Raw genomic sequence first — 23,898 nt, 5'->3', positions numbered from 1 at the left:
CGAATACCTCGGGATGCGGGAAAAGGCCTGTAGTCTAAGGGGGGATCTGGCGCAGGTAAAGAGGGCCATCTTTTCAGCACCGCTCGCGGCTGCGCAATTCGCGATGAGCATGGACACTGCCGATTGTCCGTTTGTCTGGCTGCAGCAGGTTTAACGCGGCTTGCCATACGCCTGGGTGATGCGGTCGATCACGATCGCCAGCGCAACGATGGCCAGCCCGGCCTCGACCCCCTTGCCCACGTTCAGTGTCTGGATGCCGGCCAGCACGTCCTCACCCAGGCCGCGCGCGCCGATCATCGAGGCCACCACCACCATCGACAGCGCCATCATCACCGACTGGTTCAGGCCGGCCAGGATGCTCGGCAGCGCCAACGGCAACGCCACCCGGCGCAAGCGCTGCCAGCGGTTGGCGCCCAGCCCCTGGGCGGCCTGGGTCAGCGACGGGTCCACCTGCGACAGGCCCAGTTCGGTGAGGCGTACCAGCGGCGGCAGGGCATACACCAGGGTGGCGAAGATCGCCGGCACCTTGCCCAGCCCGAACAGCATCAGCACCGGGATCAGGTACACGAAACTGGGCAGGGTCTGCATCACGTCCAGCACCGGCATCAGCAACCGGCGCGCCAGTGGCCGGCTGGCCAGCAAGATGCCGAACGGGATGCCGATCAGGAGGCACAGGCCGGTACTCACCAGCACCAGCGCGCAGGTCTGCAGCAGCTTGTCCCACAGGCCGACCACCCCGATCAGAAACAGCAGGCCGCTCAGCAGCAGCGCCCGCCGTACACTGCGCGTGGCATGCCAGGTCAGCAGTGCCACCAGCGCCAGCAGCAACCACCACGGCGTGGCGCGCAGCAGGTTTTCCAACCCTACCAGCAGTTGCAGCAGGCCGTCCGAGACCGCCCGAAGCTGGTCGCCGTAGGCCAGCACCAGCCAGTCGACGAAGCGATTGACGCTGTCTGCGAACGAAACGTGCAGCGCCTCGGGAAAGCCCGTACTCACAGGGCCGACTCGACCCTGGTCGCCACCTCGGCGGGCAGCCAGGCCTTCCAGATGCTCGGGTTCGCCTTGAGAAAGGCCTGCGCTGCAGCGTCCGGCGCCTGGCGCTGCTCGCTCATCGTTGCCAGGGCGCTGTTGAGGGTGGCGATCGGCAGATCGACCTTGGCGAAGAATGCCACCAGCTCCGGGTACTGCTGGCGAAACGGCGCCGATACGCCGATCGACAGCCTGGCCGGCAGCGAGCGGGTGCCTTTGGGCTCGGTGTTGCCCGGGTCGGTGAGGGTGGCCCAGGCCTGGGCGTCGAATGGCGGCTCTTCAAGGCGCACCAGCTCGTAGCGGCCCATCAGCGGGGTGGGCGACCAGTAGTAGAACAGCACCGGCTTGCCACGGCGGATGGCGGAGGTGATTTCGGCGTCCAGCGCCGCGCCCGAGCCGCTGCGAAAGTTCACGTACTGCCCGTCCAGCCCGTAGGCCTTGAGCTTCTGGCTGTTGACGGTCTCGGAGGTCCAGCCGCTGGGGCTGTTGAGAAAGCGGCCCTTGTCGGGTGACTCGGGGTCCTTGAACAGTGGGGCATGGCGCTTGAGGTCCTGGACGGAACGCAAGTCCGGGGCCAGTGCCTTGAGGCCGCGCTGTTCATCGCCCTTGATCACGTAGGCGGGCACGTACCAGCCTTCGTCGGCGCCCTTGACCGTGTCCCCGATGCTGAACACCTGGCCGGCCTGCTCGGCCCTGGTCCAGGCCGGGCTGCGGCCAGCCCACTCCTCGGCGATCACCTGGATGTCGTTGCGCGCCAGCGCCACCTCCATGCTCACGGTGCTGCCGGGCAGGGTGTCGGTGGGGTAGCCGTAGCCTTTCTCGACGATAAAGCGCAGCAGTTGCGTGGTCAGGCTGCCGCTTTCCCAGGTGATGTCGCCAAAGTGGATGGGGGCCGCAGCGGGCGCCGCCAGGCTCTGGGAGGCTAGGCCCAGTGCCAGCAGGGCGCCGCCGATCAATTGTGTCAGTCGCTTCATGTCGTCTCACTTGCCGCGCCGCTTCAAGGTCAGGCAAGTGTAGTAGACCCGCGCCAGGGGTTTAGCGCAGTACCGCCAACTTGATGCTGAAGCCCACCAGGCACATGCCGGCCAGGCGTTCGAGCAGGTTCGAGACCTTGGGGTTGGCGCGCAGGCGGGCGGCCAGGTTGTGGGTCAGCAGCACGGCCACCAGGCCATACAGGAAGGTCAGCACGGCAATGGTCACCGCCATGAAGCCGAACGTCACGAAGCCCTGATGCCGGACCGGGTCGACGAACAGCGGAAAGAACGCCATGTAGAACATGATCGCCTTGGGGTTGAGCAGGGTGATCATCATGGTCTGGCGCAGGTAGTGCTTGGACTTCATCGGCCGTACCGGCGTGCTGCCGGGTTTGGCCAGGGCCATGCGCAGGCCCAGGTAGGCCAGGTACGCTGCACCCAGCCATTGCACGGTATGGAACGCTGCCGGGTAGGTGGTGAGCAGCGCTGCCACACCGGCCACGGCCAGCCACAACAGCACCTGGTCACCCAGGATGACGCCGAAGGTGGCGCCCAGGCCGCCTTTGATGCCGCCCTTGCCGGTGGCAGTGATCAGCGCGAAATTGCCCGGCCCCGGGATCGCCAGCAGCACCAGGAAGGCAATCACGAAGGCACCGTAGTCCGTTACGCCAAGCATGGGGAAACTCCGTGTTACCTATCAGGATTCGAGTGCATACGATACGCCTGCGCTGCGCCGGTGCGAACCCCGTGTTGTGCATCTGGCCCGAACAATCGCACAGCGATGTGCGCCTGCTGCCAGCCCGGCAGGTCACGCCCGGGCCCGTGCAACTTCCGGTTTCTCACGTACACGCTGGGCTTTGCCCGGCTGATCCGGCCGGGCTGCGCTGTTCTACTGGGGGCTCTTTGTACCTCTGGAGCAGGCGATGCAACTTTGTTACGCAGCCAACATGCACGGCATCTTCAACCGTGCTTTCCCTACCGAGTCGCAGCCTGTGGCTGGCGGTTGCCGGGTAGTCGTACACCGGGGCGTGCTCTATTGCGCCTACAACGCCGACGGCAACGTGGCCGAATTCGTCGCGAAAGTGAGTGGCATCGACGTATGGACGACGCCGGCGGTGCTGCCACTGATGGTGACCCCGAGCAGGTCACTGGCGCTTTTTGTGTTCAAGGACAAGGTCCATGCGTTTCGAAGCGATGACCAGGGTGAATACACCCTGGCCTCCTACAACGACACGCTCATGGGGTTCGAGCCCATGACGTTGAGTCAGCCCATGCACGGCTCGCCGTCGCTGGTGGAGTTTCAAGGGCGGTTGCACGCCTTCTATCGGCACGGCCACACGAGGCAGATCGAGTGCCTGAGCAGCGAAGACCTGGAAAACTGGGGCAATGGCCCGGTGCTCAGGGCCAGGGGGGTAGCGGTGACCACCCCCGACGACCCGATCGCCATTGTCTACCAGGGCCTGATCCACCTGTTCTACAAGGATGGCGATGGTCGGACCCTGTTGGTGAAGTACGACGGCAAGCAGGCCTGGACCGAGCCACGGGTGTTCATCGAGCAGGCCTACCCGTTCATGCCGGGTGTGACGGTTCACGCGGGGCTGCTCAAACTCGCCTTCACCCGCAGCATTGCCAATGCCAACGGTCGCGCGCTCTATCAATACGCCTATGACGGCAATGCCCTCAGCCCGGCAACGGTCAGCAGCAACCTGGCCGCTACCGAGCGGGTGGGGCTGGGCGTGCTCGATGGCGAGCTGTTTGCGCTGTTCCAGAAGGCTTGACCCGGTGGAGGTGTTCCCATGCCCGTTGACCGTGTCATTGGCCTGTACATCGACAACAACCTGGTGCCCGACATGCCGGCCGTTGCGTTCGAAGAGCAGGTCGACGTGGTGTTCATGGACGCGGTGGCGCTGCTCGCCGCCGCCAGGCCCCGGGACTGCGTGCATACCCTGGTCTACCTGAACTACATCGTTTCGGCACGCCTGATACGCAGCAGCAACCATGAGGCACAGGCCGGCTATGGGGCATGCATGACCACCCTGTTGCGCCGCTGGTACAGCGACACCACGGTGCTGCAGCATCTTCAGGCCTCGCCAGGGCTGTATCGTCATGGCGTGATGATCGGGCTCTACCGTGTGCACCATGCCCTGGTCATGAATGGCCTAAGGAGCGTACAGGGGCCACACCTGCTGGATCCTGGCGACCCCTTGCGCATGCTCCAGCACGGGGTCATGGCCATCTTCGGCCCGTGGCATGCGCACATTCGCCTGCATGGGCGCATTCGTGATTACTACCACAGCCGATTGAACACTGCAGGGCCCTCGGCACAGATCGAAATAGGTCGCAGCGCGCGCACTGAGGTGCCGATACGGGTGGCCACCTGGAACCTGCAGGGCGCATCGGTCAGCACCGAGAGCAAATGGTTGACCGGGGTCCTGCCGCTGCTGCGCAGCAACGATGTGGTGGTTCTGCAGGAGGTCGGCGTTGCCCCGCATTCTGCGGTGTTCAGCCGCACCGAACGGGTGGCCGACCAGTTCGGCAGTCACCACGACATCCATGTCTACAGCTGGCAGGCCGGCACCCGCAGCCGGCCCGAGCGCTACCTGATCTACTTCCTCGATGTGCAGCGGTTGCGGGTGAACCTGGCGATCGTGATGCCTGACCCCGGCGAGTTCATGGTCAGCCAACTGGCCATCATCTCGGACGGGCAATTGCCGGTGGCGGGCCCGCCCCTTTACCGCCCGGCCATGGGGGTGCGTGTGAGGCGACGAGCGCTGGCGGGCAACACGCCGGAGCTGGCGATCTTCAACCTGCATGCCATTTCCGGCGGGGGCGTCAACGCCGCGCGCATGTTGAGGGAGATCAGCTGGCACACCGATACGCCGTTCGCGCTGCTGGGGGATTTCAACCGCGATCCGCGACCGACCACTCCCCCGGTGCCGACGCGTGGCAACTGGGTGTCGCCCGAAGACATCGCCCGTATCGAGCTGGCGGGCGGCAGTACCCACCCCAGCGTGGCGCCGAGCAACATGCTGGACTATGCGGTGACCAATGGCACCTCGCAGGTGCCGGCGCCGGGGAACGTCTCTGCGCCGGGGGCATCGGACCACCGCTCGGTGCATTACAACCTGACCTTCAACTGCTAGCACCGGCAGGTGCCGCGGGATTTTCCCAGCGTCGCTAATTTATCCGCACGCCGCTTCGTCTCCTCCAGTAGCGCCCGTACGCCTCCCGCGCCACGAGCCTCATTCAACCAAGGAGACAGGCAATGACTTCCGTATTCGATCGCGACGATATCGTGTTCCAGGTTGTGGTCAACCACGAGGAACAGTACTCCATCTGGCCGGACTACAAGGCTATCCCCAACGGCTGGCGCACCGTCGGCAAGAGCGGTTTGAAGGCTGAGTGCCTGGCGTACATCGATGAGGTATGGACCGACATGCGCCCGCTGAGCCTGCGCCAGAAGATGGCCGAAACCGCTGCGGCGCAGTGAGGGGCGGCACGTGTCGTCACTGACCCTGTTGTGCCTGCCGTACTCGGGTGCCAGCGCCATGGTCTTCAGCCGCTGGCGGCGCAAGGTGCCCGCCTGGTTGAACGTGCGCCCGGTGGAGCTGCCAGGGCGGGGTGCACGCCTTGGCGAGCCGTTGTACACCGACATGCAGGCCCTGGCCCGGCAACTGGCCGCCGAACAGAGCCTTGTCGCCCACCAGCCTTACGCGGTGCTGGGGCACAGCCTGGGGGCGCTGCTGGCGTTCGAGCTGGTGCACGAGCTGCAGGCGCTGGGCTGCCCGCCACCGGTGGCGTTGTTTGCCAGCGGTACGGCGGCGCCGACCCGTCGTGAAGGCTACGACGACGAAAGCTGGCGCGAACCCAAGAGCGACCCGCAACTGATCGAAGAGTTGCGCACCCTGGGCGGTACTTCGGAGGAAGTGCTGGGCAACGAGGAACTGATGAGCCTGACCCTGCCGGTGTTGCGCGCAGACTTTCTGTTGTGCGGACGCTACGCCTATCGGCAGCGCCCGGCACTGCGTTGCCCGCTGCATGTGCTGGGGGGCGAGGAGGATCGCGCGACCCAGGAACAGTTGCTGGCCTGGCGTCAGGAGAGCCAGGGTGATTTCTCGCTGGCGCTCTTCCCCGGCGGGCACTTCTTCATCCATGAGCATGAAGAGCAGGTGCTGGGCGTGCTCAGCCAGGCCCTGGAGCCGCACCGCCTGACCGCATGAGCCTCGCGTGGTAGCATCCGACCGGGCCCGGGCAGCCATCGCGCTGCCCGGGTTTCTGTCCGCAAGCCGCCTGGCGGTGACACCCATCGCCCCGGCGCCCGCCATGGAGCGCACGCAATGCTGATCGACCCTACCCAGGCCACGCTGCTGGTCATCGACGTTCAGGAAAAACTCATCGGCGCGGTCAGCGACCCTCCCGGCACGCTGGCCCGCACCCGCTGGTTGCTGGCGGCGACGGCCGAACTGGGGTTGCCCACGGTGATTTCCGAACAATATCCCAAGGGCCTCGGGCACACCGTCGGTGCGCTGCTCGAGGCGGCGCCCGCTGCCGAGGTGGTGGAAAAGGTGCACTTTTCCTGCGTGGCTGCCGACTGCCTGCCCGCCAGCCTGCTGGCCCGCCACCAGGTAATTGTGTGCGGCATGGAAACCCACGTGTGCGTGCTGCAGACAGTGCTCGGCCTGCTGGCGTTGGGCAGGCAGGTGTTCGTGGTGGAGGACGCCTGCGACAGCCGCAGCCTGCTCAGCAAGAGCGCCGGCCTGCAGCGCATGCGTGATGCCGGCGCGCAGATCGTGACCCGCGAGATGGTGGTGTTCGAGCTGCTGGGCAGCGCCGGCCACGAGAAATTTCGCCACATCAGCAAGACCTTCCTGGTCGGCGAGCAACCTTGAGGGTGGGCGGATCATGTTGTTCGTGGTGATGCTGGGGGGCAAACACCCCCGGGCCCGCATCGAAGTGCACGATGTGGTGTTCGTGGTGGCCCCGACCCTCGAAGCGGCCTACCCGCAATTGCGCGAGCAATGGTTCGGCAGCGCCAGGGGCGTGCATATCGATTCCTGGCTGGAGGTCGACGGGGTCGACGGCTACAAGCTGCACTGGTCGGACATGCAGCCGGCTGCCGGCGAGCCACGCCTGTATTTCATCAACCTGGGCGGCTACGAGCCCGGTGCGTTCGGCGAGGCGCACCAGTACCTGTTGGTGGTGGCCACCAGCAAGGCCCAGGCCAAGGCCATCGGCAAGCAACGCATGGCACGTCACTGGAGCCAGGCGCACACCGATGCAGTGATGGACGTGGATGACTGCATCGCCATCGACCAGCTCGGTGGCCGATACGTGCGCCTGATTGCAGGCGAGCATGCCCCGCTGGTGCAGCGCAGCGACTACATCGTGCTGGGCTGATGGGCGAGCTTGATGGCTATTTGCCGTTAGCCTGGATTACAGTACGCGCTTCATTTTCTGCCCTTACAGGATGTTCCGATGCGTTCACGTGCACTGTCTGGCTTCTGCTGCGCACTCACCCTCAGCGCTCTGCCGAATCTGGCCCTGGCCCAGGCCACGGTGGCCCAGGTGTTCAATGGCGAGATGCTGGGCACCAACCTGCGTTTCTTCGAGTCGGTAGCCGGTGTTGCGCGTACCTCGTTCGGCGACACCCATACTTACAAGGTGCAAGGCTGCGAAATCACCGCCACGGCCGGCGGCGGCACGGTCAGCGAGCTGCGCATGGAGCTCTCGTCCACCTGCAAGGCAGACCTGAGCACGTTCATCGGCGACTTTGCGCCGCCGGCGGCGCAGCCCCTGACGTTCGGTGCAATGGCCGGGTCTTCGGGAGGCGGGCTGGAGTTCTACGCCAGTTGCCTGAGCATGTGCGGCAATGCCGCCGACCCGTCGGTGTACGCGCTCTGGCAAGGACCGCGGGCAGTGGGGTTTACCGAAGTGCTGCTGGAGGTGGTGCTGGTGGATGATGAGGCCAGCGCGGCGGCCGGTCACTGGAGCGAGGCCATGCAGAAGGCCAAGGGTGACGACTTTGTGGTGGACACCCGCTTCAACTGCGAGCGCACCTTCGATGAAGTGGCGCAGGCCAGCTTCGACAAGGTCAAGGTCAATGCGGTCACCATCGGCACCGAGTTGACCAAGCCGGGCTGCTGACGGTTTGCACGGGCCGGCCCCGGCTGTGTACTGTGGGGCCCTCGACCGATAGCCGGGGGCTGTATGCCTTTACGCGGATGGATGGTGCTGGCCACGCTGGCGCTGCTGTTGCAGGGGTGCGCCGGCCAGCGTGGGGCGCAACAGACCACGCCGGCCCAGGTGCGCGCCACGGTGGTTGCACTGATGCCAGCCGCCACTGGTGACCGTGAAGGGTGGGCGGCGGACATTCAGACGGCGTTTGCCGCACAGAAGCTCGACCCCAGCCGCAGCAACCTGTGCGCGGTGCTGGCGGTGACCGAGCAGGAGTCGACCTACCAGGCCGACCCGCAAGTGCCCGGCCTGGGGCGCATTGCCCGCGCCGAGATCGACCGGCGTGCGGCGCGTCTGCATGTTCCGCAGCGGCTGGTGGAGGCCGCGCTGCAAACCCACTCGCCCGATGGCAGAACCTACAGCCAGCGACTGGCGGCGGTGCGCAGCGAGAAGCAACTGAGTGCACTGTTCGACGACCTGATCGGTTCGCTGCCGCTTGGGCGTACCTTGCTCGGCGACCTGAACCCGGTGCGCACCGGGGGGGCGATGCAGGTCAGCATCGCGTTCGCCGAACGCCACGCCCAGGACTACCCCTATGCCTACAGCGGCACCCTGCGCCAGGAAGTGTTCACTCGGCGCGGCGGGCTGTACTTCGGCATCGCCCATCTGCTGGGTTACCCAGCCAGCTACGAGCAGCCGCTGTATCGGTTTGCCGACTTCAATGCAGGCTGGTACGCAAGCCGCAACGCGGCGTTCCAGCATGCGGTCAGCCAGGCGTCGGGCGTGGAACTGGCGCTGGACGGCGACCTGATCGCGCCAGGGGCGATTTTTCCGGGGGCCACCGAACAGGCGGTACGGCGCCTGGGTGACAGGCTCGGCCTGCGCAACCCGACCATTCGCAGTCAGCTGGAGGAGGGGGACAGCCTGGCATTCGAGCGCACGCGGCTGTATCAGCGGGTGTATGCACTGGCCGAGGCGGCTGCGGGCAAGCCGTTGCCGCGGGCACAGTTGCCAGGCATCGAACTCAAGAGCCCCAAGATCACCCGAAAGCTGACCACGGCATGGTTTGCCAAACGGGTGGATGAGCGCTATCGGCGCTGCATGCAGCGCTGATAGCACGGGGCAGGTTCAGGCGCTGGCCAGGGTCGCGCTGGCGCGGGCGTTGCTGGCGCGCTGGCCCAGGCTCTGGTACAGCGACTGGCCGATCTCGGCTGCGCGCACCGGCAGTACCGACAGCAGGGTATCGCTCAGGCCGTGTGACGCTTCGCAGAAGCCCTGCAGGTAGACCGCCGCGTTGAGCTCCGGGCTGGCCAGCACGCGATAGTCGCGGTCCACTTCGAAGTCCTTGAGGTGCTGTTGCAGCGGCGCCAGCAGCTCGCGATGGGAGCGGCGCTCATAGCCGGTGGCAAGAATCACCGCGTCGTACACGTGGGTCTGCTGAATGCCGGTGGCCAGGTCGCGCAGGGTCAGCTCGATGCCCTTGTCGGTGCTGACGGCGGCCTCGATGTTGCGTCGGCACAGAACGGCGTGACGGTACTGATGGGCGACTTTCTGACGGTAGAGCATGCCGTAGATGCGTTCGATCAGGTCGATGTCCACTACCGAGTAGTTGGTGTTGTGGTACTCGGAAATCAGCTTGGCACGCTCGGCCTGGGGCTGGTTGAACACCAGGTCGGTGTAGTCGGGGGTGAAGACCTCGTTGACGAACGGGCTGTCATCGGCCGGCTTGAGTGCCGAGCCGCGCAGGATCATGTCGGCCTTGACCGACGGGTAGCTGTCGTTCAGGTCGATCAGGGCCTCGGCGGCGCTTTGCCCCGAGCCGATGATCGCGATGCGCATGGGCTTGCCCTGGGTGCACGGCAGTTGTTCCAGGCTGTTCAGGTACTGGGAGTGGTGGAACACGCGCGGATCGTCCTTGAAGGGCGCGAATACCGGCGGGATCTTCGGCGTGCCGCCGCTGCCCACCACCACCGAGCGTGCCCGGCGCAGTCGTTCATGGCCCTGGGCGCTGCGGGAGATCACGCGCAGGTGGTCGATACGCCCGTCCAGCAGTTCAGGTTCCACGCGCAGGATCTCCTCGCCATACACCGCCTGGGTGGCGAAGTGCTCGGCGGCCCAGCGCAGGTAGTCGTTGTACTCCAGGCGGCAGGGGTAGAAGGTGCCCAGGTTGATGAAGTCGGCCAGGCGCTTCTTCTGGTGCAGGTAGTTGACGAAGCTGTAGGGGCTGGTGGGGTTGCGCAGGGAAACCAGGTCCTTGAGGAAGGAAATCTGCAGTTCGCTCTGGGTGGCCAGGGTGTTGCCGTGCCAGCGGTAGTCGCTCTGCTTGTCGATGAACAGCGCATCGAGGGCATGGCCGTTGGTCTGGGCGAGTTCTTCCAGGGCGATGGCCAGGGCCAGGTTGGAGGGGCCGAAGCCGACGCCGATCAGGTCGTGGATTGTTTCGGATGTTGAGGGCTGGTTCATGGGTGCGGCTCCCGTGTGTGGTCGAGGTGGGGCGCCAGTTTTTTGCGCCCCTGATCCTGCTCAGGTACTCCGATAGAACGAGCTGTGAGGCTTGGAATTTACCGCTGACTCTGCTTCAGGGAGCCCTGCCGCCCGGCGGCAGGGCTGGAAACGGGCTCTGTCAGAGGTATTGGGTCAGCAGGGCCATGGCCCGATCGATCTGCTGTTCGTCGTTGAGCAGGCCGGGTGCGAAGCGGATCACCGGCCCGGCATCGCGGGAGACGGCATCGACCATCACGCGGTTGCGTACCAGATGGGCGGCCACGGCGCGGGCGTCGTGGTCCTTGACGCGCAGGAAAGTAAACCCGGCGGAGTACTCGGTGCTCAACGGTGTCACCAGCTCGATCGCCTTGTGTTCGAGCAGGCGCTGTTTGAGCGCGTTGTTGAGCTGGTGGATGCGTGCCTGCACCTGCGCCTTGCCCAGTTGCAGGTGCAGTTCGAAGGCCTTGCCCAGTGCCCATCGATGCTCGAAGGCGTGGTAGCCCCCGGGGGTCATGATGGTGGCGAAGTCCTCATCCTCGGAGAAGGTCGCGAAGGTGGGCACCAGATGCTGCATTTTTTCCGAGGCGGCGCAGATGATTCCCGTACCCCGCGGACCGAACATCCACTTGTGGGTACCAGCGATGAAATAGTCGCAGTTGAAGTCGTCGAAGCGCTGGTTGTCCACGCCGAACCCGTGCACGCCGTCGATCACATACAGGATGCGGTCCTGCTCGCTGCGTTCGCGATTGTGGCGGCGCACCAGAGCGCCGATCTCGCCCACCGGCAACTTGACCCCGCTGCCCGAGTGCACCCAGGTCATGCCGAGCACGCGGGTGTTGGGGCGGATATTCTGGTCGATTGTGCTCAGCACCTGGTCGGTGGACACCTGCCAGGGCTGCTCGAACAGGCGCAGTTTGCGCACGGACGTGCCCTGGCGCTGGTGGCGGAAGGCCAGGCATTTATGCGTGGAGTAATGCTCGTGCTCGGTGGTCAGGATCTCTTGCCCGGGGCCCACCTGCAAGCCACCGTAGATCATGCCCAGCCCTTCGGTGGTACTGCCGGTAAGGGCGATCTGGCGGGGCTTGACCTCCAGATAACGGGCCGCCCAGTTGCGCACTTCGCCTTCACGCTTCCACTCGTTCTGGCTTTCCCAGTCCATCTGCTCGGCGGGATTGAGATCGACTTCGGCACGAAACCGATCGATGGCCTCCTGTACCGGCCTGGGGTGGGCGGTGACCAGGAAGTTGGCGAAGTGGGCCACATTCGGGTCCAGCGGGAACAGTTGACGCAGGTTTCGCCATTTGTCCGGGCCGTTTAGCTGCGCGGTAGGGGCCGCCTGGGCGGCTGGCAGCAGGCTGGTGCCTAGCGGCAGGCTGGCGGCAAGTACCCCGGCCTGCTTGAGGAATGTACGACGGTCGGTCATGTCGGCGCTCGATAAGGGTCAGGGGGCTAGCGTGGCAACGGGTTGTGCGGCTTTCTGCACCTGGGCCCACACGCGCAGGAAGTTGCCACCCCACAGCTTGGCGATGTCTGCTTCGGAGTAGCCGCGGCTGAGCAGTTCGGCAGTCACGTTGCGGGTTTCGCTGGCGTCCTTCCAGCCGTCCAGGCCGCCACCGTCGTTAAAGTCCGAGCTGATGCCCACATGGTCGATGCCGATCTTCTTCACGACGTAGTCGATTGCATCGCCGAAATCCTTGAGGGTGGCCTTGGGCTCCTCATCGATGATGCCGTAGAGGTTGCCGGCATAATCGCCAAAGCGCGCCTCGGGCCAGATCGCAATCACCGCATCGCCCGGCATCAGCGCATTGGCCAGCCCCTGCAGGGGCTGCAGGTCGAAGCGGGCGCGCAGAGCCTCGAGTTTGTCCAGGGTCGGTTTGCTCAGGGGCTTGAGATAGGTGCCGAAGCCGACGACCTGGACCACGCCGTCGCTGTCCCTGATCAGTTTCAGTTCCTTGTCGCTGAGGTTACGCGGGATATCCACCAACGCCCGTGGCGCCGAGTGCGAGGCCACGATCGGGGTGCGGCTCAGGCGAGCCACGTCCTCCAGGGCCAGGGTCGACATCTGCGAGACATCGATGATCACCCCCAGATCGTTCAGGCGCTTGACCGCCTGCTTGCCGATTGGCGACAGCCCTCCCAGGGCGTCAGCGGTGTCGTTGAAGAACGGCAGCGGCCGCGAGGAGTCCGCCCAGTCATTGTTGCCGGTGTAGCTGAAGCCGAACATGCGCATGCCACGGGCCGCCCACAGGTCGAGCTGGGACAGGTCGTTTCCCAGTGGGTAGGCGTTGAGCATGCTGATGAAGATGGCGAACTTGCCCTCGCCATGCAGGCGGCGCATGTCGTCGGGGGTGTAGGCGATGCCGATCTGGTTGGGGAAGTCGCGCACCATGGCGCTGATGATCTTGTAGCGCACCTCCTGTTGGTGGCGGGCCTCGTCGACAAATCCCGGAGTGGGGCGGTGGGGCGCATTCGGGCCGTTCCACAGTTCGGGCCAGCCGAAGATCGTCAGCGCCGCGCCGGATAGTCGCCCCTGGCCGGCCTTGACCAGATCGAGCTGGCCGCCGCTGTTCTTGTCCACCTCGTGGCCAGCGGTGCCCATGTCCAGCGGTACGGTGATGTGGCTATCGAAGGACAGCATGTGCTCGTGCAGGGCATTGGCCTGCTCGACGATCTCGCGGGGGTAGGCAGGCCCTTGCTTCCAGTACAGGTAGCCAGCGGCGGCTGCGCCCACGACTGCTGCCAGGGCAAGCGGCAGGCCGATGTACAGGGCTTTTCGGGAACGGGTTCTGGTCATTGCCATCTCGGTCGCAGTACTGATCGGTCCGACGGCCTGGCTGTGTCAGGCGAAGGTCGGGTGTCAGGGGAAGGACGATTGATGGAGGGCTAAATTTACAACCTCCGGCGCGCGCTCGGAGTTGTGGCTTCACGATCTTGGCGGGTGGGGTGTCTGCCGTGCGCGAGGCACGGCAGTGTGTGCGATCAGTCGACCGCAGGGCGGTTCTGGCTGCGTTCGGCCTTGTAGCGGATCGCGACGGCCGGGGCGGGTTTGGCGTCGCCGGTTTCCAGCCATTGGCGCATGCGGCTGGCATCGGCGAAATGGGTGTACTTGCCGAAGGCATCGAGTATCACCATGGCCACCGGGCGATTGTCCATCCGCGTCAGCAGCACCAGGCAATGACCGGCCTCGTTGGTGAAGCCGGTCTTGGTCAGCTTGATGTCCCAGTTGCTCTTGTTGACCAGGTGGTCGGTGTTGCGAAAGCCCAGGGTGTAGTTGGGTTTCTTGAAGGCCACGGTCTTTTCGCGGGTGGTGCTCAGCTCGCTCAGCAGCGGGTAGCTGCGCGCGGCCAGCAGCAGCTTGCTCAGGTCGCGGGCGGTGGACACGTTGCTGGTCGACAGGCCGGTGGGTTCCACATAGCGGGTATGGCTCATGCCCAGGGCCTTGGCCTTGGCGTTCATGGCCTTGATGAAGGCGGCGTAGCCACCGGGGTAGTGGTGCGCAAGGGTCGCGGCGGCCCGGTTTTCCGAGGACATCAGGGTAATCAGCAGGGTGTCGCGACGGTTCAGCTCGCTACCCAGGCGAACCCGCGAGTACACGCCCTTCATTTCCTTGGTCTGGGCGATGGTGATGGTCAGGGGTTCGTCCATGGCCTGCTTGGCATCGAGCACCACCATCGCGGTCATCAGTTTGGTGACCGAGGCGATCGGCACCACACGGTCCGGGTTGCTCGCATAGAGCACCTTGTTGGTCTGCAGGTCGATCAGCAGTGCACTGCCCGAGGCCAGGTGCAGCTTGGCAGGGTCGCGCTGGACCTGGGGGGCCGGTTGGGCAACAGCGTTCGACGTGACGCTGGCAGTGCCAGTGAGCATCAGCAGCAGGCTGAGAATAGACAGGGAGGTTTTCACGTTGGTGCTCACTAAATGTAGGTATGTCGTTGGCTGTGCACGGGTTTTTTATTACAAGCCGTTACATTCTAGGAGTATGGTCGAGTCTGTGTCGATTGCCCCGTAAACATTGGGCGAACTATGAAATTTATTTAACCCTGGGCTTCGTTTGCAGCGGCTGGATCGGCGTGCCGAACCAGCCGAGCGGGACCTTAGCGGGACTTGAGGTAGCCGGCGGTGACGGCCTTGAGCAGCTCGTGGCCTGCCTCGGCCGCCTTGGCGGGCGTCTGTGGCAGCTTGTACTGGCCGCTGAGTATGATCGCCAGGGTCATCTGTTGCGCGGCGGCAAGGGGGTGTTGGGCTGGGTCGAGCGGGGCTGGAAATCCTTTTTCAGCGGTCATGCGAACTCCTGGGTTCAGGCTGTGAGGGTTTGCCAGCCTAGGCCTGAACGGCGATCAAGCCAATGCGGGCGGTTTCCCCGACAGCCTGCGCCCTGCCCGCAGGCAGGGCTCAGGGCCGGTGCTACCAGCGGGGCGGTCCGTAGTACACCGGTGGCGGGCCGTAGTAGCGCTCGCGGTAATACGGCGGCGGCACCGGTACGTAGCGCTCCACAACCGGATACGGCGGGTACGGCTGGTAGTACACCGGCGGCGGGGCCTGGACATACACCGGCGGGGGACCGTAGTAGGCCGGCTGGCGCTCGACGTAGACGGTACGGTCGTGGTTGCCGGACACCACCGCACCCACCACGGCACCGACGACGGCCGCGCCAAGCACCGGGCCGGCACCGCCGTGCCAGCCGCCGCCACCACCGTGGGCGGCCGCTTGCCCGCAGACGGCCAGGGCGCCAACCAGCAGGGCGATTCTCGGGATGTGACGGTTCATGGAGACTCCTCGGATTGCAGCCCCGGCGCTGGTGCTGTCGAGACACCCAAGACGTGGCGCGGGGATACCCATAAGACCGCAGCCCCCGGAAAAATGGCATGGGCGTTGAGTAAAGGTTGTGTAAGCCCCGATCAACGGTTCGGTGGGCAGTGAGTGCATACTGGTGCCCCTGCCGTTTTCAGGAGCCAATCGATGACCCCCAGCAAAGACACCGTTTTGTGCATGTCCCTGGCCGGGCGCCCCGGTACCTTCGGCGTGCGCTTTCATAACCATCTGTACCAGCAGCTGGGGCTGGATTACTACTACAAGGCCATGACCACCACCGACCTGCCGGCCGCCGTGGCCGGCATTCGCGCGCTGGGTGTGCGTGGGTGCGGTGTGTCGATGCCGTTCAAGGAGGCCTGCATCGCGTTGCTCGATGAGCTGGACCCCTCGGCTGCGGCCATCGATTCGGTGAACACGCTGGTCAACACCCAGGGGCATCTCAAGGGCTTCAACACCGACTACCTGGCGGTGCGTCAACTGATCCACCAGCATCGCCTGGACCCTGCATGGAGCGTGGCGCTGCGCGGCAGCGGCGGCATGGCCAAGGCGGTGGCGTGCGCGCTGCGCGATGCCGGTTTCAGCGACGGCACGATCGTTGCGCGCAATCGCGAGGCTGGCGAGCGGCTGGCCCGCACCTGTGGCTATCGCTGGCAGGCCGAGCCACACGGTGTGCGGGCCCGGTTGCTGGTGAACGTGACGCCGATCGGCATGGCGGGCGGGGCCGAGGCGCAGCAACTGGCCTTCGAGCACGAGCAGATCGAGGCGGCGCAGGCGGTGTTCGACGTGGTGGCGATGCCGGCGCAGACGCCCTTGATCGTGGCCGCCCAGGCTGCTGGCAAACCAGTGGTTACCGGGCTGGAGGTGATTGCGTTGCAGGCGCTGGAGCAGTTCGTGCTGTATACCGGGGTGCGCCCCGATTCACGGCAGATCGCCGAAGCGGTGGCGTTTGCGCGGGGCGATTGAGCCCTGCAGGCAGGTTCGCGCCAGGCAGTGAGCGGGAGCGGCTGAACGTGCTCCCGCAAAGCATTGCTCGACCCTGTGCCGAGCTGGCTACTCCAGCTGCGCCAGGCGTTCTTCCAGCGCCGCGATACGCGCCTCCAGTGCCTCGATGCGCTCGGCCGACACGCCGCCGACAGGGCGTTCCGCGCCTTGCTGGCGTGCCGCCAGAATCGCTTCGATGTCGGCCGGGTCGCCGAAGGCATGGTTGTAGCGGTCTTCGCGCTGGCCGGGCTGGCGCGGCAGGTGCAGGGCAAAGCCCCGGGCTACCAGGCGCTCCAGCTGATGCAGCACCTGTTCGGCATCCTCGAATTCATGCATGCGGTTGCTGCGCGTCAGCAGCTCGCTGACCGTCTGCGGCCCGCGCAGGAACATCAGCCCCAGCAGTACCTGTTGCGCTGGTACCAGCTCCAGCGCCTTGTCGACGCGGTGCTCCCAGCGGTCGGCCCGGCTGCCCATCTGCAGGCGCGCCAGGCCCTGGCTTTCGAGGGCACGCAGGCTCTGGCCGACCTGGCCCTGGGTCAGGTTCATCACCGGCTCGCGGCTGGTCTTCTGGTTGCAGGCCAGCACCACGGCGTTGAGGGTGAGGGGGTAGGTTTCGGGGCTTGTGGCCTGCTTTTCGATCAAGGCGCCGAGGATACGGATTTGCGTGCTGTCGAGGCGTTGCTCGTCAACGGGGGTGTCCAACTCAGTGCTCATCGCGCGTTCCCTATGCTGTGGAAGGCAACTAGCCTAATCCTTGCAGAATAAAAGACAAGCCGCCGGGCGCCGCCAAGCGTGTCTATAATCGGCCACGCTCAATCCATCACCCAGCGAGACTGTCATGACCATTTCCCTGTACGCCGCCTCTGTTCCCGTTTTCAAGCAGATGCTCAATGCCCTGAGCGATGTGCTGGGCAAGGCCCAGGCGCACGCCGAGGCGAAGAATATCGACGCCAATGTCTTCCTGCAGGCGCGCCTGTACCCCGACATGTTCCCGCTGGTTCGCCAGGTGCAGATTGCCGTGGACTTCGCCAAGGGGGTTTCGGCCCGCCTGGCCGAGGTCGAACTGCCCAAGTACGACGACACTGAAACCACCTTTGCCGAGCTGCAGGCGCTGATCGCCAAGGTGTTGGCCTTTGTCGAGCAGATCGAGGCGAAGCAGATCGACGGCAAGGAAGGCATCGAGATCATCACCCGTCCGGGTACGCCGAAAGAAAAACGCTTCACCGGCCAGAGCTACCTGCTGACCTACGGCCTGCCGCAGTTCTTCTTCCACGTGACCACGGCCTACGCCATCCTGCGCCACAATGGCGTGGAAATCGGCAAGCGCGACTACATGGGCGCGTTCTGATTACCCAGGCATGAAAAAGCCCAGCAAGGTCAACGCCTTGCCGGGCTTTTTCATGCCTGCCAGGATCAGCTCGCCTGGCGTTCCTCGGCCTCGCACGCGGCGGCCGTGAACAGCACGTCGGTGGACGAATTGAGCGCCGTTTCGGCCGAGTCCTGCAGGATGCCGATGATGAAGCCTACCGCCACCACCTGCATGGCCACCTCGCTGGGAATGCCGAACAGGCCGCACGCCAGCGGAATCAGCAGCAGCGAGCCGCCCGCCACCCCCGAGGCGCCGCATGCGCACACGGCGGCGACCACGCTGAGCAGGATGGCCGTGGGCAGGTCGACGCTGATGCCCAGGGTATGCACCGCCGCCAGGGTCAGCACGGTGATGGTGATGGCCGCGCCGGCCATGTTGATGGTCGCACCCAGCGGGATCGACACCGAGTAGGTGTCTTCATGCAGCCCGAGTTTTTCGCTCAGTGCCAGGTTGACCGGAATGTTGGCGGCCGAGCTGCGGGTGAAGAACGCGGTGATGCCGCTTTCGCGCAGGCACAGCAGCGTCAGCGGGAATGGGTTGCGACGGATTTTCCAGTACACGATCAGCGGGTTCATCACCAGCGCCACGAACAGCATGCAGCCGATCAGCACCGCCAGCAGGTGCAGGTAGCCCAGCAGGGCCCCCAGGCCGGATTCGGCCAGGGTCGCAGCCACCAGGCCGAAGATCCCCAGAGGCGCGAAACGGATGACCATGCGCACGATCAGCGTTACGCCCTTGGACAGGTCGTCGACCACGGTGCGGGTGGTTTCACCGGCATGTCGGATAGCCACGCCCAGGGCGATCGCCCAGGCCAGGATACCGATGAAGTTGGCCTCCATCAGCGCGGTCACCGGGTTGGCCACCACGCTCAGCAGCAGGCCTTGCAGCACTTCGCTGATGCCACCAGGCGGGCTCATCGCCACATCGTGAGTGGCCAGCACCAGCTGGGAGGGGAACAGCATGCTGGCGACCACCGCCACTACCGCTGCGGAAAAGGTGCCGAAAAGATAGAGCACCAGAATAGGGCGGATATGGGTTTCCTGGCCGTGCCTGTGGTTGGCGATGGAAGCCATCACCAGGATGAACACCAGAATGGGTGCCACCGCCTTGAGTGCACTGACAAATACCTTGCCGATAAATGCCAGGTTCAGCGCGGCGGCTGGCCAGAGCAGCGCCACGGCAATGCCGGCCACCAGGCCGATCACGATCTGCAGTACCAGACTGGTACGGTTCAACAGGTTCAGAAGTGGGGTCATGACAGGTGTTTCTCGTTCTTGTGCAAGGTCCGGGAGGCCCGGATAGCGTAGCAAAGGCATGCCGCGGGCTAGCCCTGCGGCGAAAGGGGCGGGACTTTAGCACAGCACGCGGGCCCTGACCGCAGCACACTGCCTGGCGGTAGGTGGGGCGTGTTGTCGCGATGCGTCGGCGCGTCCTTCTATCGACGGTTCGGGCCGTGGAATGTTTAGGCCCGGGATGTGATGTCGGTGCCGTGTGTCTCTCAGGGCGCAGGCCAGTTGAACAGCTCGCGGCGGGCACCTTCGGTGATCGCGACGATACCCGGGTGCTTGACCTTGCGCTCTACCGAAATGGCATAGAACGACTCGGTGACGGCATCGGTCTGGCCGATCAACTCCACCCCGTACTGGCGGCAGACCTCGTCGGCGATCACGCTGGGGGCGATGAAGATGCCGCTGCCCGACTGCCCGAATGCCTGCATCAGCGCACTGTCATCGAATTCGCCGACGATGCGCGGCTGCAACTGTTGCTCGGCGAACCAGCGCAGCAGCCGGCTGCGCACCACCGTCTCCTGGCCGGGAATGAGCATCGGTGCATGCTGCAGACCGACAGGAAAGGGCGCCGGATGCAGGGCAGCCAGTGCCGGGGTGGCGAAGAAACTGATGCCGCACTCCCCGAGCTTCTGGCTGTAGCCCTTGATGTCGAGATGGCTGGGCATCGGGCTGTCGGAGATCACCATGTCCAGGCGCTGTACTGCCAAATCTGCCAGCAGGCGTTCGAGCTTGTCCTCGCGGCAGGTCAGGCGCAGCGGGTCGGGCAGCTCCATGGTCGGCGCCAGCAGCCGGTACACGATCGACTTGGGCACCACGTCGGCCACCCCCACGCGAAACAGAATCTGCTGCTCATCGGGCTGGGCGCGCAGCACTGCTTCCAGTTCGCCGCCAATCTGGAACATCTGCTCGGCGTAGGACAGGGCCTGGCGCCCGGTCTCGGTCAGTTCGAGCTGGCGTCCCACACGGCGAAACAATTCGATACCGTAGCTATGCTCAAGCAGGCTGATCTGCCCGCTGATGGTCTGCGGGGTGAGATTGAGCTGCTCGCCGGCACGCACGATGCTGCCGGTCTTGGCCACGACCCAGAAGTAATGCAGTTGTCGGTAGTTGAGCATGTGCATCTCCGATTCGTAAAAACCGAAGTATAACTGCTGAAAATACGAATTTTCCGGATGTTTCAGTCTCTTTAGAATGCGTCGCTATCAAGGCAAGACCTTCAGAGAGGAACCCATGCTGTATTTCAAATCGATTGGCACACCCCTGGTGATGGCGCTGGCGCTGCTGGCCATGAGCGGTTGCGAGCAGGCGGAAAAATCTGCCCAGCAGATGCTCAACCAGGCTGCCCAGTCGGCCAAGGAAGCGATCGACAAGACCAACGATGCCGCCCAGCAGGCGCTCAGCGACGCGACCGGTTCGCCCCTGGCGAAAAAGCCCGATGAGTCCCAGGACAAACCCGAGCGCGACGACAGCGCCCGGGAAATCTGATTTTTTACTCACACTGATTCAGGATTGATTCATGGAATACCTGTTGGAACTTGCTGCAAGCCCGACCGCCTGGGTGGCCCTGGCTACCCTGGTGGCCATGGAGATCGTGCTGGGCATCGACAACCTGATCTTCATCTCGATTCTCACCAACAAGCTGCCTGAGCAGTTCCGCTCCAAGGCACGGCGCATCGGTATCAGCATGGCGCTGGTGATGCGCCTGGGCCTGCTCAGCACCGTGGCGTGGATCGTGCAGCTTACCGAGCCGGTGGTGGACGTGTTCGGCCATGCCTTCTCGTGGAAGGACATGATCCTGATCGCCGGTGGCCTGTTCCTGCTGTGGAAGGCGACGTCCGAGATTCACCACAGCGTCGACCCGCGTGCCAAGGAAGAGACCAAGGCGTCGTCTACCGTGACCCTGGGCTTTGCCGCGGCGATCGGGCAGATCCTGGTACTGGACATCGTGTTCTCGATCGACAGCATCATCACGGCCGTGGGCATGACCGAGCACTTGCCGATCATGATCATCGCGGTGATCAGTGCGGTGATCGTGATGCTGGTGGCCGCCGACCCGCTGGCCCGGTTCATCAACGACAACCCTACCGTGGTGATGCTGGCCCTGGGCTTCCTGATCATGATCGGCATGACCCTGATCGCCGAAGGCTTCGGTGCCCATGTGCCCAAGGGTTATGTGTATGCGGCGATGGCGTTCTCCACCGCGATCGAGGTGCTCAACATCATGTCGCGCCGGGCTCGCGAGCGGCGCGAGGCGCTGCAAGCGAAACCTGACTGACCGCTTCGCCAGCGACGTCGGCTCTGCAGGACGCACCTGCAGATGCCGGCGTTGTCGGCGAAGGTTGTTATGCAGTGTCGCGTCAGTGCGCGTTGGCGTGGCGGCGAGCGTGCCGCTGTGCCTCGGATGCAGCCCTGGTCGGCTGCGGATGGTGCAGATGGTGGCGGCGCGCGATGCGCAACACCCCCCAGAGCATGGCTGCGGCTACCACCAGCCACGTGCCTATCAACAGAAAGATTCCCATCGTCAGACTCATTGCGTGCCTCCTTCGACTGGGCAAGCTGCACTCGCCATTCGGACACAAGCTCAGTCTAGCCCATCGTCTGTGACAGACGGTTGACCAGTGGTCCAGCGCCTTGGTTCAGTTCGCTCTAAGCGTGCCGCGGGCTATACTGCAGGCCTGCGCCAGCCTATGATCGCAAGCCAGGGCCGGGCGTCGTCTGCCCGGCATCAGCACAAGCGAGTGTCCATGTTGCCCACCGCCCCCAAACGTCGCGTGTCCCATCGTCTGCTGCTGGCTTGCCTGCTGGCCGCCAGCCTGGCCGGTTGCGCCAGCCAGCCTTCATCCCAGCTCAACAGCCTGCCCCAGCGCGTGGAACTGGGCGCGGTGCCGTTCTACCGTGGTAACGCCAACCAGAGCGCGCCGATGGCGCTGGCCGCGATCCTCTCGCAGCAGGGGGTGCGCATCACCCCCGGCCTGCTCGAAGGGCCCTTGCAACTGCCACAAGGTGTCGACAGGCTGCAGGCCTCGGTAGCGACTGTGGCACGCCAGTACGGCATGGTGGTGTACCCGCTCGACGGCACCCTGCCGGCGTTGCTGACCCAGGTGGCCGCGGGCAATCCGGTGCTGTTGCGCTATCAGGAAGGTTCGGCGTTCTGGAGCGAGCCGCGCTATGCCCTGCTGGTGGGTTATGACCGCTACAAGTCGCGGGTGCTGCTGCGTGCGGGCAACAATCGGCGCTTGCTGATGGACTTCGACGATTTCGCCGCAGCCTGGAAGAAGGAGGGGAGCTGGGCGGTGCTGGTGCAGCCGCCCGGCCAACTGCCGGCCCAGGTGGACCGCCAGCGCTGGCTCAAGGCCGCCAATGAACTGGCCCAGGCAGGCCAGGAGCAGGCGGCCCGCCAGGCCGTCAATGCCGTGGGGCAGTGACGGCCCGGGGTTGCCGGCTTACACGCCCAGGCGGTCGCGCAGGCTGTAGTACCACGCGCCCAGGGCACTGAACGGTACGCGCAGCATCTGGCCACCCGGGAACGGGTAGTGCGGCAGTTCGGCGAAGGCGTCGAAACGCTCGGCCTGGCCGCGCAGGGCCTCGGCCAGCACCTTGCCGGCCAGGTGGGTGTAGGTGACGCCGTGGCCGCTGCAGCCCTGGGAGTAGTAGATGTTGTCGCCCAGACGACCTACCTGCGGCAGGCGCGACAGGGTCAGCAGGAAGTTGCCGGTCCAGGCGTAGTCGATCTTCACGTCCTTGAGCTGCGGGAAGGCCTTGAGCATTTTCGGGCGGATGATCGCCTCGATGTTGGCCGGGTCACGCGCGCCGTATACCACGCCACCGCCGAAGATCAGGCGGTTGTCGCCGGTCAGGCGGTAGTAGTCGAGCAGGTAGTTGCAGTCTTCCACGCAGTAGTCCTGCGGCAGCAGGGTACGTGCCAGCTCTTCGCTCAGCGGCTCGGTGGTGATCACCTGAGTGCCGCATGGCATCGACTTGGCGGCCAGTTCCGGTACCAGGTTGCCCAGGTAGGCGTTGCCCGCCACGATGATGAACTTGGCGCGCACCTTGCCCTGCGGGGTATGCACGACCGGGTTGGCACCGCGCTCGATGCGGATGGCCGGGGACTGTTCGTAAATCTTGCCACCCAGCGATTCCACTGCGGCGGCTTCGCCCAGGGCCAGGTTGAGCGGGTGGATATGGCCGCCGCTCATGTCCAGCATGCCGCCGATGTAGCTGTCGCAGGCGACCACTTCACGGATGCGGCGCTGGTCCATCAGTTCCAGCTGGGTGTGGCCGTAGCGTTCCCACAGGCGTTGCTGGGATTCCAGGTGGCCCATCTGCTTTTTGGTCAGGGCGGCGAACACGCCACCGTCCTTCAGGTCGCACTGGATGTTGTACTTGGCCACGCGCTCGCGGATGATGCGCCCGCCCTCGAAGGCCATCTGGCCGAGCAGCTGTGCCTGCTTGGGGCCGACGGTACGTTCGATCACGTCGATGTCGCGGCTGTAGCTGTTGACGATCTGACCGCCGTTGCGGCCAGAGGCACCGAAGCCGACCTTGGCGGCTTCAAGCACGGTGACGCTGAAACCGTTCTCGAGCAGGAACAGGGCACTGGACAGGCCGGTGTAACCCGCACCGATCACGCAGACGTCGGTCTGTACTTCTTCCTGCAGGCTCGGGCGCTGCGGGACGGGGTTGGCCGATGCGGCGTAATACGACTGGGGGTAGGGGGTGTTGGCCATGTGCGGGCACCTCAGGGTTTGTAGTTGTATGTTCTATATTTTTTACGATTGTGCAGATC

27 protein-coding genes are annotated in these 23,898 nt (G+C 64.9%); 13 read left to right on the top strand and 14 right to left on the bottom strand.

All coding sequences use genetic code 11. The features are described from left to right. Positions 1-150: 150 nt before the first annotated feature. The 3 genes from NJH59_RS22840 to NJH59_RS22830 form a co-directional block, all read right to left on the bottom strand. Positions 151-996 (bottom strand): proline/glycine betaine ABC transporter permease, encoded by an 846-nt coding sequence (locus NJH59_RS22840; protein ID WP_043863053.1) that lies wholly within the window; start codon positions 994-996, stop codon positions 151-153. Next, on the bottom strand, positions 993-2,003 hold the full coding sequence (locus NJH59_RS22835; protein WP_123752233.1) for an ABC transporter substrate-binding protein: 1,011 nt from the start codon (positions 2,001-2,003) through the stop codon (positions 993-995). Before NJH59_RS22835 ends, NJH59_RS22840 begins: the two co-directional genes overlap by 4 nt. Before the next feature lie 61 nt (positions 2,004-2,064). After that, complete coding sequence (locus NJH59_RS22830; protein WP_043863051.1) at positions 2,065-2,679, bottom strand: LysE family transporter; 615 nt, start codon at positions 2,677-2,679, stop codon at positions 2,065-2,067. 247 nt (positions 2,680-2,926) lie between these two features. Here NJH59_RS22830 and NJH59_RS22825 point away from each other — a divergent pair, with 247 nt between their 5' ends. From NJH59_RS22825 to NJH59_RS22790, 8 genes are all read left to right on the top strand, one after another. Continuing rightward, positions 2,927-3,781, top strand: coding sequence for a hypothetical protein (locus tag NJH59_RS22825; RefSeq protein ID WP_253087348.1), 855 nt, complete (start codon positions 2,927-2,929; stop codon positions 3,779-3,781). 18 nt (positions 3,782-3,799) lie between these two features. Continuing rightward, complete coding sequence (locus tag NJH59_RS22820) at positions 3,800-5,146, top strand: endonuclease/exonuclease/phosphatase family protein (RefSeq protein ID WP_054915704.1); 1,347 nt, start codon at positions 3,800-3,802, stop codon at positions 5,144-5,146. A 122-nt stretch (positions 5,147-5,268) separates the two neighbouring features. Further along, positions 5,269-5,493, top strand: a complete 225-nt coding sequence (locus tag NJH59_RS22815) for an MbtH family protein (protein WP_043863048.1) — start codon at positions 5,269-5,271, stop codon at positions 5,491-5,493. Between the two features lie 10 nt (positions 5,494-5,503). Further along, positions 5,504-6,223 (top strand): alpha/beta fold hydrolase, encoded by a 720-nt coding sequence (locus tag NJH59_RS22810; protein ID WP_043863047.1) that lies wholly within the window; start codon positions 5,504-5,506, stop codon positions 6,221-6,223. Positions 6,224-6,340: 117 nt separating this feature from the next. Beyond that, on the top strand, positions 6,341-6,892 hold the full coding sequence (locus NJH59_RS22805; RefSeq protein ID WP_253087347.1) for a hydrolase: 552 nt from the start codon (positions 6,341-6,343) through the stop codon (positions 6,890-6,892). A 13-nt stretch (positions 6,893-6,905) separates the two neighbouring features. Beyond that, on the top strand, positions 6,906-7,400 hold the full coding sequence (locus NJH59_RS22800) for a DUF1543 domain-containing protein (RefSeq protein ID WP_043863045.1): 495 nt from the start codon (positions 6,906-6,908) through the stop codon (positions 7,398-7,400). Positions 7,401-7,478: 78 nt separating this feature from the next. Next, positions 7,479-8,147, top strand: a complete 669-nt coding sequence (locus NJH59_RS22795) for a hypothetical protein (RefSeq protein ID WP_054915706.1) — start codon at positions 7,479-7,481, stop codon at positions 8,145-8,147. Positions 8,148-8,210: 63 nt separating this feature from the next. Continuing rightward, the gene (locus tag NJH59_RS22790) at positions 8,211-9,290 is read left to right on the top strand and encodes a DUF1615 domain-containing protein (protein WP_253087346.1); all 1,080 of its coding nucleotides are present in this window, start codon (positions 8,211-8,213) and stop codon (positions 9,288-9,290) included. Between the two features lie 15 nt (positions 9,291-9,305). Here the strand turns inward: NJH59_RS22790 and NJH59_RS22785 are convergent, their stop codons facing one another. From NJH59_RS22785 to NJH59_RS22760, 6 genes are all read right to left on the bottom strand, one after another. Beyond that, a complete protein-coding gene (locus tag NJH59_RS22785) occupies positions 9,306-10,640 on the bottom strand; it encodes a SidA/IucD/PvdA family monooxygenase (protein ID WP_104572292.1) in 1,335 nt (444 codons plus the stop codon). Between the two features lie 160 nt (positions 10,641-10,800). After that, positions 10,801-12,084 carry an aminotransferase class V-fold PLP-dependent enzyme gene (locus NJH59_RS22780; protein ID WP_253087345.1) on the bottom strand — a complete coding sequence of 428 codons (1,284 nt, stop codon included), beginning with the start codon at positions 12,082-12,084 and terminating at the stop codon, positions 10,801-10,803. Between the two features lie 18 nt (positions 12,085-12,102). Continuing rightward, the gene (gene pvdM, locus NJH59_RS22775) at positions 12,103-13,455 is read right to left on the bottom strand and encodes a pyoverdine-tailoring dipeptidase-like protein PvdM (protein WP_104572294.1); all 1,353 of its coding nucleotides are present in this window, start codon (positions 13,453-13,455) and stop codon (positions 12,103-12,105) included. 185 nt (positions 13,456-13,640) lie between these two features. After that, a complete protein-coding gene (pbpG, locus tag NJH59_RS22770; RefSeq protein WP_043863168.1) occupies positions 13,641-14,564 on the bottom strand; it encodes a D-alanyl-D-alanine endopeptidase in 924 nt (307 codons plus the stop codon). A gap of 191 nt (positions 14,565-14,755) precedes the next feature. Next, on the bottom strand, positions 14,756-14,944 hold the full coding sequence (locus tag NJH59_RS22765) for a hypothetical protein (protein ID WP_043863041.1): 189 nt from the start codon (positions 14,942-14,944) through the stop codon (positions 14,756-14,758). Positions 14,945-15,065: 121 nt separating this feature from the next. Next, positions 15,066-15,428: a hypothetical protein gene (locus tag NJH59_RS22760; RefSeq protein WP_253087344.1), complete on the bottom strand. Its 363-nt coding sequence runs from the start codon at positions 15,426-15,428 to the stop codon at positions 15,066-15,068. A gap of 192 nt (positions 15,429-15,620) precedes the next feature. On the opposite strand from NJH59_RS22760, the gene NJH59_RS22755 reads away from it, so the two are divergent. Next, on the top strand, positions 15,621-16,436 hold the full coding sequence (locus tag NJH59_RS22755; protein ID WP_043863039.1) for a shikimate 5-dehydrogenase: 816 nt from the start codon (positions 15,621-15,623) through the stop codon (positions 16,434-16,436). Positions 16,437-16,523: 87 nt separating this feature from the next. Here NJH59_RS22755 and NJH59_RS22750 read toward each other — a convergent pair whose 3' ends face one another. After that, positions 16,524-17,168, bottom strand: coding sequence for a DUF480 domain-containing protein (locus tag NJH59_RS22750; protein ID WP_253087343.1), 645 nt, complete (start codon positions 17,166-17,168; stop codon positions 16,524-16,526). Positions 17,169-17,292: 124 nt separating this feature from the next. Here NJH59_RS22750 and NJH59_RS22745 point away from each other — a divergent pair, with 124 nt between their 5' ends. Beyond that, the gene (locus NJH59_RS22745) at positions 17,293-17,802 is read left to right on the top strand and encodes a DUF1993 family protein (RefSeq protein ID WP_043863037.1); all 510 of its coding nucleotides are present in this window, start codon (positions 17,293-17,295) and stop codon (positions 17,800-17,802) included. Between the two features lie 65 nt (positions 17,803-17,867). Here the strand turns inward: NJH59_RS22745 and sstT are convergent, their stop codons facing one another. Then, on the bottom strand, positions 17,868-19,079 hold the full coding sequence (gene sstT, locus NJH59_RS22740; RefSeq protein ID WP_043863036.1) for a serine/threonine transporter SstT: 1,212 nt from the start codon (positions 19,077-19,079) through the stop codon (positions 17,868-17,870). Between the two features lie 242 nt (positions 19,080-19,321). Next, positions 19,322-20,227, bottom strand: a complete 906-nt coding sequence (gene nhaR, locus NJH59_RS22735) for a transcriptional activator NhaR (RefSeq protein WP_043863167.1) — start codon at positions 20,225-20,227, stop codon at positions 19,322-19,324. Between the two features lie 115 nt (positions 20,228-20,342). Between nhaR and NJH59_RS22730 the strand changes: the two genes are divergently transcribed. Both NJH59_RS22730 and NJH59_RS22725 read left to right on the top strand, forming a co-directional pair. Next, positions 20,343-20,597, top strand: coding sequence for a hypothetical protein (locus NJH59_RS22730; protein WP_078480500.1), 255 nt, complete (start codon positions 20,343-20,345; stop codon positions 20,595-20,597). Positions 20,598-20,628: 31 nt separating this feature from the next. After that, entirely contained in the window at positions 20,629-21,387 is a 759-nt protein-coding gene (locus NJH59_RS22725; protein WP_043863034.1) for a TerC family protein, read from the top strand. A gap of 82 nt (positions 21,388-21,469) precedes the next feature. On the opposite strand, the gene NJH59_RS22720 is transcribed toward NJH59_RS22725, so the two are convergent. Next, a complete protein-coding gene (locus NJH59_RS22720; RefSeq protein ID WP_167400240.1) occupies positions 21,470-21,643 on the bottom strand; it encodes a hypothetical protein in 174 nt (57 codons plus the stop codon). A gap of 156 nt (positions 21,644-21,799) precedes the next feature. Between NJH59_RS22720 and NJH59_RS22715 the strand changes: the two genes are divergently transcribed. Next, positions 21,800-22,537 carry a peptidase C39 family protein gene (locus tag NJH59_RS22715; protein WP_054915713.1) on the top strand — a complete coding sequence of 246 codons (738 nt, stop codon included), beginning with the start codon at positions 21,800-21,802 and terminating at the stop codon, positions 22,535-22,537. Positions 22,538-22,555: 18 nt separating this feature from the next. On the opposite strand, the gene NJH59_RS22710 is transcribed toward NJH59_RS22715, so the two are convergent. Next, positions 22,556-23,839 (bottom strand): FAD-binding oxidoreductase, encoded by a 1,284-nt coding sequence (locus NJH59_RS22710; RefSeq protein WP_043863032.1) that lies wholly within the window; start codon positions 23,837-23,839, stop codon positions 22,556-22,558. Between the last annotated feature and the right edge of the window lie 59 nt (positions 23,840-23,898).

This window comes from Pseudomonas sp. VE 267-6A (assembly GCF_024126555.1).
In the GTDB taxonomy this organism is placed as follows: Bacteria; Pseudomonadota; Gammaproteobacteria; order Pseudomonadales; family Pseudomonadaceae; genus Aquipseudomonas; species Aquipseudomonas palmensis.
Note: the sequence above shows the minus strand (reverse complement) of the source record. Positions and strands in the feature narration are given on the sequence as shown.